Genomic DNA, 13,145 nt, shown 5'->3' with positions numbered 1-13,145 from the left:
TTATGACCGTTGCCATTACCGATGTCGTCCTGCGCGACGCCCACCAGTCCCTGTTCGCCACCCGTCTGCGTCTCGACGATATGCTCCCCGTCGCCGCTCAGCTGGATGACGTCGGCTACCGCTCCCTTGAGTGCTGGGGCGGCGCCACCTTTGACGCCTGCATCCGCTTCCTCGGCGAGGACCCGTGGGTCCGCCTGCGCGAGCTGAAAAAGGCGATGCCGAAGACCCCGCTGCAGATGCTGCTCCGCGGCCAGAACCTGCTCGGCTACCGCCACTACGCCGACGACGTGGTGGAGCGCTTCGTGGAGCGCACCGTCAAAAACGGCATGGACGTCTTCCGCGTCTTCGACGCCATGAACGACCCGCGCAACATGCAGGCCGCCCTGCAGGCGGTCCGCCGCCACGGCGCCCACGCCCAGGGTACGCTTTCGTACACCACCAGCCCGGCGCACACCCTGCAGACCTGGCTCGACCTCACCGAACAGCTGCTGGAGACCGGCGTCGACTCCGTCGCCATCAAGGACATGTCCGGCATTCTGACGCCGCATGCCGCCTTTGAGCTGGTCAGCGAAATCAAGAAGCGCTACGACGTCACCCTGCACCTGCACTGCCATGCCACCACCGGGATGGCGGAGATGGCGCTGCTGAAGGCCATTGAAGCCGGGGTCGACGGCGTGGATACGGCGATTTCGTCCATGAGCGCTACCTACGGCCACCCGGCCACCGAGGCGCTGGTCGCCACCCTCGCCGGCACGCAATATGACACCGGGCTGGATATCCACAAGCTGGAGAGCATCGCCGCGTACTTCCGCGAGGTGCGTAAGAAGTACCACGCCTTCGAAGGCCAGCTGAAGGGCACCGACAGCCGTATCCTCGTCGCCCAGGTCCCGGGCGGGATGCTCACCAACCTCGAAAGCCAGCTGAAGCAGCAGAGCGCCGCCCAACGTCTGGATGAGGTGCTGGCGGAAATCCCCCGCGTGCGCGAGGACCTCGGCTTCATCCCGCTGGTCACCCCGACCTCGCAGATTGTCGGCACCCAGGCGGTGCTCAACGTCCTGACCGGCGAGCGCTACAAAACCATCGCGAAGGAGACCGCCGGTATCCTGAAGGGTGAGTACGGCCGCACCCCGGCGCCGGTGAACGCCGCCCTGCAGGCGCGGGTGCTTGACGGCGCTGACCCGGTGACCTGCCGCCCGGCCGACCTGCTGAAGCCGGAGCTGGCGCAGCTGGAAGCCGACGTCAGACGCCAGGCGCAGGAGAAAGGCATCACCCTTGCCGAAAACGCCATCGACGACGTGCTCACCGTGGCCCTGTTCCCGCAGCCCGGCCTGAAGTTCCTCGAAAACCGCCACAACCCGGCAGCCTTTGAGCCGGTACCGCAGGCGGAAGCCGCGCAGCCGGTGGCAAAAGCAGAAAAACCAGCCGCCTCCGGCGTCTACACCGTCGAAGTGGAAGGCAAAGCCTTTGTGGTCAAAGTCAGCGACGGCGGCGACGTCAGCCAGCTCAGCGCCGCGCCGGTGGCCGCTGCGCCTGCTGCCGCCCCGGCTCCGGCCGGCGCCGGCACCCCGGTGACCGCCCCGCTGGCGGGCACTATCTGGAAGGTGCTGGCCGCGGAAGGCCAGACGGTGGCCGAAGGCGAGGTGCTGCTGATTCTGGAAGCCATGAAGATGGAAACCGAAATCCGCGCCGCGCAGGCCGGGACCGTACGCGGTATCGCGGTGAAAGCCGGCGACGCGGTGGCGGTCGGCGACACTCTGCTGCAGCTGGCGTAAGGACGAGGAGCGGAAATGGAAAGTCTGAACGCCCTGATTCAGGGCATGGGGCTGATGCACCTGGGGGCCGGCCAGGCGGTGATGCTGCTGGTCAGCCTGCTGCTGCTGTGGCTGGCGATTGCGAAGAAGTTTGAGCCGTTACTGCTGCTGCCGATTGGCTTCGGCGGCCTGCTGTCGAACATCCCGGAGGCCGGGCTGGCGCTCACCGCCCTGGAGAGCCTGCTGGCCCACCACGACCCGGCGCAGCTGGCGGTGATTGCCGCGAAGCTCCACTGCGCGCCGGACGTCCACGCCATTAAGGAGGCGCTGGCGCTGGCCCTGCCGTCGGTGCAGGGGCAGATGGAGACGCTGGCGGTGGACATGGGCTACTCCGCCGGGGTGCTGGCCATCTTCTATAAGGTGGCGATTGGCTCGGGCATTGCGCCGCTGGTCATCTTTATGGGCGTCGGGGCAATGACCGACTTCGGCCCGCTGCTGGCCAACCCGCGCACCCTGCTGCTGGGGGCGGCGGCGCAGTTCGGGATCTTCGCCACCGTGCTCGGGGCGCTGACGCTGAACTACTTCGGCATCATCAGCTTCACCCTGCCGCAGGCGGCGGCCATCGGGATTATCGGCGGCGCCGACGGCCCGACGGCGATTTACCTGTCGGGCAAGCTGGCACCGGAGCTGCTGGGGGCCATCGCGGTGGCGGCCTACTCCTATATGGCGCTGGTGCCGCTGATCCAGCCGCCGATCATGAAGGCGCTGACCACGGATAAGGAGCGGAAGATCCGCATGGTGCAGCTGCGCACGGTGAGTAAGCGGGAGAAGATCCTCTTCCCGGCGGTGCTGTTACTGCTGGTGGCGCTCCTGCTGCCGGACGCCGCGCCGCTGCTGGGGATGTTCTGCTTCGGCAACCTGATGCGCGAGAGCGGCGTGGTGGAGCGGCTGAGCGATACGGTGCAGAACGCGCTGATCAACATCGTGACCATCTTCCTCGGACTGTCGGTGGGGGCCAAGCTGGTGGCGGACAAGTTCCTGCAGCCGCAGACGCTGGGGATCCTGGTGCTGGGGGTGATCGCCTTCTGCGTGGGCACCGCCGCCGGGGTGCTGATGGCGAAGCTGATGAACGTGTTCAGCCGGCACAAAATCAACCCGCTGATCGGCTCGGCGGGGGTGTCGGCGGTGCCGATGGCAGCCAGGGTGTCGAACAAAGTGGGTCTGGAAGCGGACGGGCAGAACTTCCTGCTGATGCACGCCATGGGCCCGAACGTGGCCGGGGTGATCGGCTCGGCGATCGCCGCCGGGGTGATGCTCAAGTACGTGCTGGCGATGTAGGCCAGCCTGTTCCCGCGGCTGGCATACCGGCCGCGGAGATTTCTCATAAGGAGACGGTGATGAATGAAGCCATAGCATGCTGTCCGGAAAACCGGACATCAACACGGGAGGCGGTGGTTGACGCCATGCTGGCGTCAGGCGATGAACTTGCACAACTGCAGCCGGCGCTGAACCTGCTTTCGCCCCCGCTGAACGCCACGCCTGGTGAAGCGCTGCTGGCCAGCTGTTATGAGGCCGGCGCTGACCATAACGCTGACGAGGCGACACGGGCGGTGATCGCCTTACCGGCGGCGGTCGTGCGCTCTGCGACGCCCTCGCTGCAGCGCAGCGGTCTGCTGTGCATGGCGGCCGGGGCGCTCAGCGCCCGGCAACTTCCGCTGACGCACAACCGGCTGTGCGACGTGGCGGGGCAGTTCGCCCGCGCTATTCCTGAAGGCGATGAAGAGGCGGGCAGTGGATTTTATACCGTGCGCAGCGTGTCCCTGCCCGTTTACCGGCGGCTGCGGCGGGATAACCATTCGCACAGCGTCTGTCTGCAGCAGGCGCTGCTGCATTTGCTGGCCTGGAAGAGTGAGTCGCCCTGGGCGCGGCAGCAGGCGCAGCGCCTGCTCTGGCAGGGTGGCGTGCTGGGTGAGAAGGGGGAATTTGCGCTACTGACGCTGGATGATGAGCTTCGCGAGCGACAGATAGTCTGGCCCGGGCTGAGATCGCTGCTGGCGGTGACCGGGTTTCTGGTCAGATTCCCGGCCGGTCCGGTATTTAGCGATTAACGAGGCTCCCCAAACGGGGAGCCGTTTAGTTGGTGGCCGGGTATTCCTGAACGGCGATATGGAGCGTAATTTTCTTATCATCACGCATGATGACTACCGGAATTTCCGATCCCGGGCGGATCTCGGCCACCTGATCCATCGTCTCCAGTGCAGAAACCGCAGGTTTGTCATTCACGGAGATGATCACGTCGTTGGCGCGGATCCCGGCTTGTGCTGCGGGGCCATCAGGCGCCACATCGTTAACCACGATCCCCTGGATCTGATCGATCCCGCCGCCCTGTGCGTGCAGCGGGGCGATCTCCCGGCCGCTAATGCCGATATAGCCGCGGATCACCCGGCCATCCCGGATCAGCTTATCCATAATTTTGGTCGCTAACTGGAACGGGATCGCAAAGCCAATGCCTTCCGGCGTTTCGCCGTCATTGCTCTTGTCAAAGGAGAGGGTGTTAATCCCCATCAGCTCGCCGAGGGAGTTCACCAGCGCCCCACCCGAGTTACCGTGGTTAATCGAGGCGTCAGTCTGCAGGAAGTTCTGGCGGCCGGTCGGGTTGAGGCCAATGCGCCCTGTGGCGCTGATGATCCCCTGAGTGATGGTCTGCCCCAGGTTATAGGGATTGCCAATCGCCAGGACGACATCGCCAATATGCGGCGTGCGTTTCGGGTTGATCGGGATCACCGGCAGCCCGCCGGTGGCGTTGATCTTCAGCACGGCGAGGTCAGTCAGGGTGTCGGATCCGACCAGCAGCGCTTCGAAGACGCGGCCGTCCTGCAGTGCGACAATGATCTGATCGGCATCATTGATAACATGCTTGTTGGTCAGGATATAGCCGCGCTGATCCATGATCACCCCGGAGCCAAGCGTCAGCTGATTATGGCTGGTGCTGTTCAGGGCGCGGTTATAGACGTTCACCACGGCGGGCGCCGCGCGGCGTACGGCGGCGTTATAGCTCACAGGGGAGTCGTCTGCCGTATCGTTTTGGGTGGTCGGCGTCAGCTGCCACTGGCGTAGCGATGGCATCAGGGCCAGCAGCAGTCCCCCGACAATCAAACCGATGAGTATCGAACGTAATAACTTTCCAGGCATGATGCAAATATCGTTAATGAATGGTCAGACGCAGCATAGCATGAGTTGTCCGGACATCGCACATGGCGGCGATGTCCGGGAAGACAATCAGCGTAGCAGCAGATAGATGCTTTCGTTGCCGCGGATCACATTCAGGGCGATGACCGGCGGTTTGCCTTCAAGCACTTTGCGCAGTTCGGCAATCGAATGAATACGTTCCCGGTTAAGGCCAATGATAATGTCATCCTTATGCAGGCCGACCTGGGCGGCGGCGCTGCCTTTATCGACATTATCGATCACCACGCCTTTGGTACCGTCCTTCATCTGACCATCGCTGAACGAGGCTCCCTGCAGGGCAGGGATAATCAGCTCGGCGCTGGCGGTGGAGGAGGTGCTCTTATCCAGCGTCACTTCGACATCGACCGGTTTTCCGTCGCGCAGCAGGCCAAGTTTGACCTTGGTCCCCGGTTCGGTGGTGGCGATGCGCGAGCGCAGTTCGGCAAAACTGTTCAGCGGCTTGCCGTTCAGACTGACAATGACGTCGCCGGATTTGATCCCTGCTTTGGCGGAACCGGAGTTTGGTAACACTTCACTGACGAAGGCGCCGCGCTGAACGTCGAGATTCATCGCCTTAGCGATATCGGCGCTCATTTCCATGCCTTTAATGCCCAGCAGGCCGCGCTTGATTTCGCCAAACTGAATGAGCTGGTCGGCGAGGGTTTTCGCCATGTTGCTTGGAATGGCGAAGCCGATACCGATGCTACCGCCGCCCGGCGCCAGGATCGCGGTGTTGATCCCGATAAGCTCGCCGTTGAGGTTCAACAGCGCGCCGCCGGAGTTACCGCGGTTAATCGAGGCATCGGTCTGGATGAAATTCTCCAGCCCTTCCAGGTTCAGGCCGCTGCGGCCAAGGGCAGAGATAATGCCGGAGGTGGCGGTCTGGCCAAGGCCGAACGGGTTGCCGACGGCGACGGCGAAGTCGCCGACGCGGAGTTTATCGGAGTCAGCAATGGCGATTTGCGTCAGGTTCGCCGGCTTGATCAGCTGCAGCAGAGCGATATCGCTCTGTTCATCGCTGCCGACCAGTTTGGCATCAAATTCACGGCCATCGTTCAGCTGGACGCTGATCTTCTGCGCCTGATTGATGACGTGATTATTGGTTAGCACGTAGCCTTTCGCTGCGTCGATGATGACGCCGGAGCCGAGCCCTTCAAACGGCTGCGCCTGCTCCTGCGGGGCGTTATCACCAAAATATTTCTTCAGCTCTTCCGGCATATTGAGCGTCGGCGAGGCGGTGCCTTCCACCTGCACGCTGACCACCGCTGGCAGGACCTTTTCCAGCATCGGCGCCAGGCTCGGTAACGCGCCCTGGCCGGGCACCTGAGTCGGTAAGGATGCTGCTGCCGGAGGCAGGGCCGACAACGATAACCCAATGCTTAACGCTAACGCACTCAACAGCAAAGTCTGTTTCTTCATTAGATGCTGGCTCTCGTAACCTGAGGTGTATGGAAAAACGTCCTGAATAACCTGATGTTATTGAATTTTTGCACAGGTAACAATGTGGGTACTGGTTTAAATTGTAGCCGGGAAGTGGGGGAAGTAGCGGGCGCGGTGGGCGCGCCCGGAGATATTTTATCAGACGCGATCAGTTAATCGCGTTTTGCGCCACCGCGCAGTAAACCGGATGCGCCTTCAGAGTAGTCGCGCGGCATCTGGACCGGCGCCTGATCGTTGCTGGCTTCAGACTCTTCCAGACGGTTGCGGAACGGGTTGGCGTCTGCCATAGAGTCCGGCAGCAGGTTGTTAGAGCTTTTCGCCATATGCTGATACAGCTGACGATAGTCATGCGCCATGTTATCCAGCAGCTCAGCGCTGCGCGCGAAGTGGCTGACCAGCTCTTCACGGTATTCTTCAAGTTCGGCTTTATTCTTTTCCAGTTCGAACTGCAGCGCCTGCTGCTGGCGCAGTTTGCGGTTGCCGAAACGCATGGCGACGGCACCAATAATGATACCGACGACTAACCCAATTAGCGCGTATTCCCAGGTCATGAACATCTCCCGTTGTTTTGTGGTTCCGTAGGGTGGCTCTTAGGCTCTCCGCCTGCGCCCGATAGTGCCACTATAACCGCTAATTCCACAGAAGTGGAATCCTGGCGTATCATCGCGTAGTGTAGAACGGCCTTTTTTTCGTCAATCGTGAGCTTCGGCATTACGGTTTTCAAGGAATAACAATTAGATCATGCAAAGCCTGTCTCCAACATCGCGTTACCTTTTAGCCCTGAAAGAGGGCAACCATCAACCCGACGATGTCCAGCAAGAAGCGGTGAGCCGCCTTGATACCATTTACCAGGAACTGCAGACTCAGCCCGCGCCCGTCGCGTCAGGCGGCGGTTTGCGCGCGAAATTCGGCAAACTGCTGGGTAAGCGCGAACCGGCTGCCGAGGCGGCGCCTGTCCGCGGCCTGTATATGTGGGGCGGCGTGGGGCGGGGAAAAACCTGGCTGATGGACCTGTTTTACCAGAGCCTGCCGGGCGAGCGTAAGCAGCGCCTGCATTTCCATCGCTTCATGCTGCGCGTGCACGAAGAGCTGACCACCCTGCAGGGACATAGCGACCCGCTGGAGATTGTCGCCGACCGTTTCAAGGCGGAAACGGATGTGCTCTGTTTTGACGAGTTTTTCGTCTCTGATATTACCGATGCCATGCTGTTAGGCGGGTTGATGAAAGCCCTGTTTGCCCGCGGCATCACCCTGGTCGCCACTTCCAATATTCCGCCGGATGAGCTCTATCGCAATGGCCTGCAACGGGCCCGTTTTCTGCCGGCGATCGACGCCATCAAGCAGCATTGCGATATTATGAACGTCGATGCCGGCATCGATTATCGTCTGCGTACGCTGACGCAGGCGCACCTGTGGCTGTCGCCACTGAACAGCGAAACCCGCGAACAGATGGATAAACTGTGGCTGGCGCTGGCCGGGGCGCCGCGCGCTGCTGCCGGGCCGACGCTGGAGATCAATCACCGCGAGCTGCCCACGCTTGGCGTCGAAAACCAGACGCTGGCGGCGTCGTTCGCCACGCTGTGTGTGGATGCCCGTAGCCAGCATGACTATATTGCCCTCTCCCGTCTGTTCCACACCGTGATGCTGCTCGACGTGCCGGTGATGACCGCGCAGCTGGAGAGCGAAGCGCGGCGCTTTATCGCCCTGGTGGATGAGTTCTATGAGCGCCACGTGAAGCTGGTGGTCAGCGCCGCGGTGCCGCTGTACGACATTTATCAGGGAGAGCGGCTGAAGTTTGAGTTCCAGCGCTGTCTGTCGCGTCTGCAGGAGATGCAGAGCGAAGAGTATCTCAAGCGTCCGCATATGCCCTGACAGGGCGCTTTTTCCCGACGGATTGAGAGCCGGAAGACCACCCCGGGGCCTGCCTGAAAAATCTCATAAAGGGGTCGATCTTTGACCCCGACTTCTCTATAATCTTGCGACCCCACGTTACGAGAAGGTTTTTTTCCCGAAACTTTCTATGCGCCGGCATAGGCTATTCGAAGGGGTAGGTTTGCTGGACAATGTCGTGTGAACCTCAACTGACTAAACGTTTGGGTGTTCACCAACGTGTAACTTATTATTTGGGTAAGCTTTTAATGAAAACTTTTACAGCTAAACCAGAAACCGTAAAACGCGACTGGTATGTTGTTGACGCGACCGGTAAAACTCTGGGCCGTCTGGCTACTGAACTGGCTCGTCGCCTGCGCGGTAAGCATAAAGCGGAATACACTCCGCACGTTGATACCGGTGATTACATCATCGTTCTGAACGCAGAAAAAGTTGCTGTAACCGGCAACAAGCGCGAAGACAAAATGTACTACCACCACACCGGCCACATCGGTGGTATCAAAGAAGCGACCTTTGAAGAGATGATTGCCCGCCGTCCTGAGCGTGTGATTGAAATCGCGGTTAAAGGCATGCTGCCAAAAGGCCCGCTGGGTCGTGCTATGTACCGTAAACTGAAAGTTTACGCGGGTAACGAGCACAACCACGCGGCACAGCAACCGCAAGTTCTTGACATCTAATCGGGATTATAGGCAATGGCTGAAAATCAATACTACGGCACTGGTCGCCGCAAAAGTTCCGCAGCTCGCGTATTCATCAAACCGGGCAACGGTAAAATCGTTATCAACCAGCGTTCTCTGGAACAGTACTTCGGTCGCGAAACTGCCCGCATGGTAGTTCGTCAGCCGCTGGAACTGGTCGACATGGTTGAGAAACTGGATCTGTACATCACTGTTAAAGGTGGTGGTATCTCTGGTCAGGCTGGTGCGATCCGTCACGGTATCACCCGCGCTCTGATGGAGTACGATGAGTCCCTGCGTGGCGAACTGCGTAAAGCAGGCTTCGTTACTCGTGACGCTCGTCAGGTTGAACGTAAGAAAGTCGGTCTGCGTAAAGCACGTCGTCGTCCGCAGTTCTCCAAACGTTAATTGTCTTCTGCTCACGCAGAACAATTTGCGAAAAAACCCGCTCCGGCGGGTTTTTTTATGGATAAAACGGCTGTTATCCACAATCATGCCGCCGGTTTTCGCCACTTTTTCAGCATTTCCAGAATCCCCTCACCACAACGTCTTCAAAATCTGGTAAACTATCATCCAATTTTCTGCCCAAATGCTGGTGATTGTTCATTTTTTGTTTTATTCGTGAACGAAGGTGACATCGCGCTACTGGGGTTTTTACATCTGGCCGGTCATGAGTGACTGGCAGCAGTACAAAATTCTGAATATACCTGGAGGTTTTCATGGCTGTCGCTGCCAACAAACGTTCGGTAATGACGCTGTTTTCTGGTCCTACTGACATCTATAGCCATCAGGTCCGCATTGTGCTGGCTGAGAAGGGTGTCAGTTTTGAGATAGAGCACGTGGAGAAGGACAACCCACCTCAGGATCTGATTGACCTCAACCCGAATCAAAGCGTACCGACGCTGGTGGATCGTGAGCTCACTCTGTGGGAATCTCGCATCATTATGGAGTATCTGGATGAGCGTTTCCCGCATCCGCCGTTAATGCCGGTTTATCCGGTGGCGCGTGGAGAAAGCCGCCTGTATATGCAACGTATCGAGAAGGACTGGTATTCGCTGATGAACACCATCCAGAGCGGTACCGCAGCGCAAGCTGATGCTGCGCGTAAGCAGCTGCGTGAAGAACTGCTGGCCATCGCGCCGGTCTTCACCCAGAAACCTTACTTCCTGAGCGACGAGTTCAGCCTGGTGGATTGCTACCTGGCGCCGCTGCTGTGGCGTTTGCCGGTTCTCGGTGTGGAACTGGTTGGCGCAGGCGCGAAAGAGCTCAAAGGCTACATGACTCGCGTATTTGAGCGTGATTCCTTCCTCGCTTCTTTAACTGAAGCCGAGCGTGAAATGCGCCTCGGTCGGGGCTAAATAATGGATGTATCACAGCTGACGCCGCGTCGCCCGTATCTGTTACGGGCGTTTTATGAGTGGCTGCTGGATAACCAGCTGACGCCGCACCTGGTGGTGGATGTCACTCTGCCGGGCGTGCTCGTACCGATGGAGTACGCGCGCGACGGTCAAATCGTTCTCAATATTGCCCCGCGTGCGGTCGGCAATCTGGAGCTGGCGAATGACGAGGTGCGTTTTAACGCGCGCTTTGGCGGCGTGCCGCGTAACGTGTCTGTTCCGCTGGCTGCGGTACTCGCCATCTATGCCCGTGAGAACGGCGCCGGCACGATGTTTGAACCGGAAGCGGCCTATGACGAAGATGTCAGCAGCCTCAACGATGATGACGTCGCGCCTGAGAGTGAAAGCGAAACGGTGATGTCGGTGATCGATGGCGATAAGCCGGATAATCACGACGACGATCCTGACGACACGCCGCCGCCGCGCGGTGGTCGCCCGGCGCTCCGCGTTGTGAAGTAACGCCTGACAGGCCCTCCGGGGCCTGTTTTTTTTCCTGCCTGCTTTGTTAACCCCGCCACACACGACGCGCCCCTGCGGCTGGTACTGTTATTGCCACACTTATCTTTCAGGGAGCAGTCATGTCTTTACTTGCACAACTGGATCGGCGTATTCGCTATTACGGTGGGTTAATTGTCTCCTGTCAGCCGGTGCCGGGCAGCCCGCTGGATAACCCCGCCATCGTCGCGGCGATGGCGCTGGCGGCGGAACAGGCGGGGGCGGTGGCGCTGCGCATAGAAGGTCTGGCCAACCTGCAGGCCGTTCGTCCGTTAGTGACGGTGCCTGTTATCGCGCTGATTAAGCGCGATCTGCATGATAGCCCGGTGCGTATTACGCCGTGGCTTGAGGATGTGAATGCCCTGGCGCAGGCGGGGGCCGATATCATTGCGGTTGACGGCACGCGGCGCCAGCGTCCGGCCTCTGTCGCATCGTTGTTGGCGGCAATTCACCGCCAGGGGAAAAACGCGATGGCAGATTGTTCCTCTCTCGACGATGCCCTGGAATGCTGGCAGTTGGGCTTCGATATGGTTGGCACTACTCTCTCCGGCTATACCGCAGAGGAGACACCGGACGAACCGGACCTGGCGCTGGTGAAAAGCCTGAGCGCCGCGGGCTGCCGAGTGGTCGCAGAGGGGCGCTACAATACGCCTGCGCAGGCGGCTGAAGCGATGCGCTGCGGCGCGTGGGCGGTGACCGTCGGATCGGCGATCACCCGCTTAGAGCATATCTGCGGCTGGTATAATTCGGCGCTGAAAGCGGCGGTTTGCCCGGCGAATGAGCAATAAAAAAGCCCGATGGCGTTAACCATCGGGCTTTTAGGCGCTGAGGCTCAGAGCCTAATCAGACTTCAAGGTAGTTGAGGATCCCGTCCGCCGCTTTACGGCCTTCGGCAATCGCAGTGACCACCAGGTCGGAACCGCGAACGATATCGCCACCGGCGAAGATTTTCGGGTTGCTGGTCTGGAACGCGTTGTCGCTGCCTTCCGGCGCGATGATGCGGCCCTGAGAGTCCAGCTCGACGCTGTGCTTCGCCAGCCACTCCATGCTGTGCGGACGGAAGCCAAAGGCCATTACCACCGCATCAGCCGGCACCACGTGTTCAGAACCAGCGACGATCTCCGCGCGACGGCGGCCTTTCGCGTCCGGCTGGCCCATCTCGGTGCGCGCCATCTTCACGCCGCACACTTTGCCATTGGCATTCACTTCCACGCCCAGCGGCTGGACGTTGAACTGGAACTCAACGCCTTCTTCACGCGCGTTTTTCACTTCGCGTTTTGAACCGGGCATGTTCTCTTCGTCACGACGATAGGCACAGATCACGTGCGCCGCATTCTGACGAATGGAGGTCCGCACGCAGTCCATCGCGGTGTCGCCACCGCCGAGCACGACCACGCGTTTGCCTTCCATGCTGACGTAGGGCTCATCAGCTGTTTCGCCAAAGCCCATGATCTGCTTGGTGTTAGCGATCAGGAACGGCAGCGCGTCGTAGACGCCCGGGGCGTCTTCGTTGTCCAGTCCACCGCGCATCGACTGATAGGTCCCGACGCCGAGGAACACGGCATCGTACTCTTTCAGCAGGTCGTCGAGCTGTACGTCGCGACCCACTTCGGTATTGAGTTTGAACTCAATGCCCATGCCGGTGAAGATTTCACGGCGGCGGGTCATCACCTCTTTTTCCAGCTTGAACGCCGGGATACCGAAGGTCAGCAGGCCGCCGATTTCCGGATGGCGGTCAAACACCACCGCCTTGACGCCGTTGCGGGTCAGCACGTCGGCACAAGCGAGGCCCGCCGGGCCAGCACCGATGATCGCGACGGTTTTACCGGTCGGCTTCACGCCGGAGAGATCCGGACGCCAGCCCATTTCGAATGCTTTGTCATTGATATAGCGTTCGATGTTGCCGATGGTCACCGCGCCGAACTCATCGTTCAGCGTACAGGAGCCTTCACACAGGCGGTCCTGCGGGCAAACGCGCCCGCAGACTTCTGGCAGGGTGTTGGTCTGATGCGACAGCTCAGCCGCCTCAAAAATACGCCCCTCGTTGGCCAGCTTCAGCCAGTTCGGGATGTAGTTATGCACCGGGCATTTCCATTCACAGTACGGGTTGCCGCAGGAGAGGCAGCGATCTGCCTGCGCCTTGGCCTGGCCTTCTGAAAACGGCTCGTAAATTTCCACAAACTCAATTTTACGGATCTTCAGCGGTTTCTTTGGCGGATCAACGCGCTGCAGGTCGATAAATTGATAAACGTTCTGACTCATCTTAA

The 13,145-nt window shown here is 60.0% G+C and carries 14 protein-coding genes; 10 read left to right on the top strand and 4 right to left on the bottom strand.

Annotated features, from left to right (window positions below):
• Positions 1-2 precede the first annotated feature (2 nt).
• Genes oadA through SPE70_RS23560 form a run of 3 tightly spaced genes read left to right on the top strand, consistent with a single transcriptional unit; the run spans position 3 to position 3,859 of the window.
• Positions 3-1,772 (top strand): sodium-extruding oxaloacetate decarboxylase subunit alpha, encoded by a 1,770-nt coding sequence (gene oadA, locus SPE70_RS23570; protein WP_136047505.1) that lies wholly within the window; start codon positions 3-5, stop codon positions 1,770-1,772.
• A 15-nt stretch (positions 1,773-1,787) separates the two neighbouring features.
• Positions 1,788-3,089: an oxalacetate decarboxylase subunit beta gene (locus SPE70_RS23565; protein ID WP_099217003.1), complete on the top strand. Its 1,302-nt coding sequence runs from the start codon at positions 1,788-1,790 to the stop codon at positions 3,087-3,089.
• 59 nt (positions 3,090-3,148) lie between these two features.
• Positions 3,149-3,859 carry a hypothetical protein gene (locus SPE70_RS23560; protein WP_008806668.1) on the top strand — a complete coding sequence of 237 codons (711 nt, stop codon included), beginning with the start codon at positions 3,149-3,151 and terminating at the stop codon, positions 3,857-3,859.
• 25 nt (positions 3,860-3,884) lie between these two features.
• Here the strand turns inward: SPE70_RS23560 and degS are convergent, their stop codons facing one another.
• The 3 genes from degS to zapG form a co-directional block, all read right to left on the bottom strand.
• Complete coding sequence (gene degS, locus SPE70_RS23555) at positions 3,885-4,943, bottom strand: outer membrane-stress sensor serine endopeptidase DegS (protein WP_008806667.1); 1,059 nt, start codon at positions 4,941-4,943, stop codon at positions 3,885-3,887.
• A gap of 87 nt (positions 4,944-5,030) precedes the next feature.
• Entirely contained in the window at positions 5,031-6,398 is a 1,368-nt protein-coding gene (degQ, locus tag SPE70_RS23550) for a serine endoprotease DegQ (protein WP_008806666.1), read from the bottom strand.
• Positions 6,399-6,571: 173 nt separating this feature from the next.
• A complete protein-coding gene (zapG, locus tag SPE70_RS23545) occupies positions 6,572-6,970 on the bottom strand; it encodes a Z-ring associated protein ZapG (protein ID WP_012540461.1) in 399 nt (132 codons plus the stop codon).
• A 190-nt stretch (positions 6,971-7,160) separates the two neighbouring features.
• Between zapG and zapE the strand changes: the two genes are divergently transcribed.
• The 7 genes from zapE to SPE70_RS23510 all read left to right on the top strand — a co-directional run bounded on the left by zapE (position 7,161) and on the right by SPE70_RS23510 (position 11,666).
• Positions 7,161-8,291, top strand: coding sequence for a cell division protein ZapE (zapE, locus tag SPE70_RS23540; RefSeq protein ID WP_064169979.1), 1,131 nt, complete (start codon positions 7,161-7,163; stop codon positions 8,289-8,291).
• A 266-nt stretch (positions 8,292-8,557) separates the two neighbouring features.
• Complete coding sequence (gene rplM / locus SPE70_RS23535) at positions 8,558-8,986, top strand: 50S ribosomal protein L13 (RefSeq protein WP_002918559.1); 429 nt, start codon at positions 8,558-8,560, stop codon at positions 8,984-8,986.
• A 15-nt stretch (positions 8,987-9,001) separates the two neighbouring features.
• Positions 9,002-9,394 (top strand): 30S ribosomal protein S9, encoded by a 393-nt coding sequence (rpsI, locus tag SPE70_RS23530; RefSeq protein WP_000829815.1) that lies wholly within the window; start codon positions 9,002-9,004, stop codon positions 9,392-9,394.
• 57 nt (positions 9,395-9,451) lie between these two features.
• Positions 9,452-9,664 (top strand): hypothetical protein, encoded by a 213-nt coding sequence (locus SPE70_RS23525; protein ID WP_136047529.1) that lies wholly within the window; start codon positions 9,452-9,454, stop codon positions 9,662-9,664.
• A 41-nt stretch (positions 9,665-9,705) separates the two neighbouring features.
• On the top strand, positions 9,706-10,344 hold the full coding sequence (gene sspA, locus SPE70_RS23520) for a stringent starvation protein SspA (RefSeq protein ID WP_002918467.1): 639 nt from the start codon (positions 9,706-9,708) through the stop codon (positions 10,342-10,344).
• Between the two features lie 3 nt (positions 10,345-10,347).
• Positions 10,348-10,842: a ClpXP protease specificity-enhancing factor gene (gene sspB, locus SPE70_RS23515; protein WP_008806663.1), complete on the top strand. Its 495-nt coding sequence runs from the start codon at positions 10,348-10,350 to the stop codon at positions 10,840-10,842.
• 119 nt (positions 10,843-10,961) lie between these two features.
• Positions 10,962-11,666 (top strand): N-acetylmannosamine-6-phosphate 2-epimerase, encoded by a 705-nt coding sequence (locus SPE70_RS23510; protein WP_032731321.1) that lies wholly within the window; start codon positions 10,962-10,964, stop codon positions 11,664-11,666.
• Between the two features lie 55 nt (positions 11,667-11,721).
• Here the strand turns inward: SPE70_RS23510 and gltD are convergent, their stop codons facing one another.
• The gene (gene gltD / locus SPE70_RS23505; RefSeq protein WP_008806661.1) at positions 11,722-13,140 is read right to left on the bottom strand and encodes a glutamate synthase subunit GltD; all 1,419 of its coding nucleotides are present in this window, start codon (positions 13,138-13,140) and stop codon (positions 11,722-11,724) included.
• Between the last annotated feature and the right edge of the window lie 5 nt (positions 13,141-13,145).

Source organism: Klebsiella sp. ZJOU C1, assembly GCF_035620215.1.
GTDB classification, from domain to species: domain Bacteria; phylum Pseudomonadota; class Gammaproteobacteria; order Enterobacterales; family Enterobacteriaceae; genus Klebsiella; species Klebsiella variicola.
The sequence above is the reverse complement of the archived record's forward strand: the minus strand, read 5'-3'. Positions and strand labels throughout refer to the sequence as shown.